Raw genomic sequence first — 651 nt, 5'->3', positions numbered from 1 at the left:
TACATTCTTTGAAACCGTCCCGTTCCTGCAGCGTTATCAACGCAAATCAAAAGATCTGCAGATGCAGATTATGGTGTCGTGTTTTCAAAAGCGCAGCTTCACAGATATAGCGGCTGACTTCCACACATCTACTACAACGGTCATACGTTACTTTGACCGCCTTCATTTCCCTCATCCCCAACACCTTCCCCAAGTCCTGGCCATGGATGAATTCCGGGGCAATGCTCATGGACAAAAGTATCAGGTCAGCATTACAGACGTAGAACACAATGAGCTCATCGACATTCTGCCAAGACGTGATGCAGACTGGATTATACGTTATTTTCTTCGCTATCCTAAAGCGGAGCGAAGAAGGGTTCGCTATGTTGTAATGGACATGTCTGCCCTTTTTCGTTCTGTCTATAAAACAATGTTCCCGAATGCCACACTGATAGCCGATAGATTCCATGTACAGCGACTTGTTCTCTGGGCTATGGAAAGAGTAAGGAAAGACATTCAAAATACGTTTCCAAAGACCTCACCTTATTTGAAACATAATAAGAGGATTCTCCAAAAGAGGGGAACAACACTAAGTGGAGAAGAGCTGGTAAAGCTGCGCTGCATCCTCTCTCAATCTGATGAACTGAGGCGTGCATATATACTCAAAGAAGC

Annotated in this window: 1 protein-coding gene; it reads left to right on the top strand. The window is 44.5% G+C overall.

The window, feature by feature from the left end:
* On the top strand, window positions 1–651 hold a 651-nt coding region (locus HMPREF1246_RS08290; protein ID WP_021737239.1), incomplete at both ends, for an ISL3 family transposase.

Source organism: Acidaminococcus sp. BV3L6 (assembly GCF_000468835.1).
Classification (GTDB): domain Bacteria; phylum Bacillota; class Negativicutes; order Acidaminococcales; family Acidaminococcaceae; genus Acidaminococcus; species Acidaminococcus intestini.
Note: the sequence above shows the minus strand (reverse complement) of the source record. Positions and strands in the feature narration are given on the sequence as shown.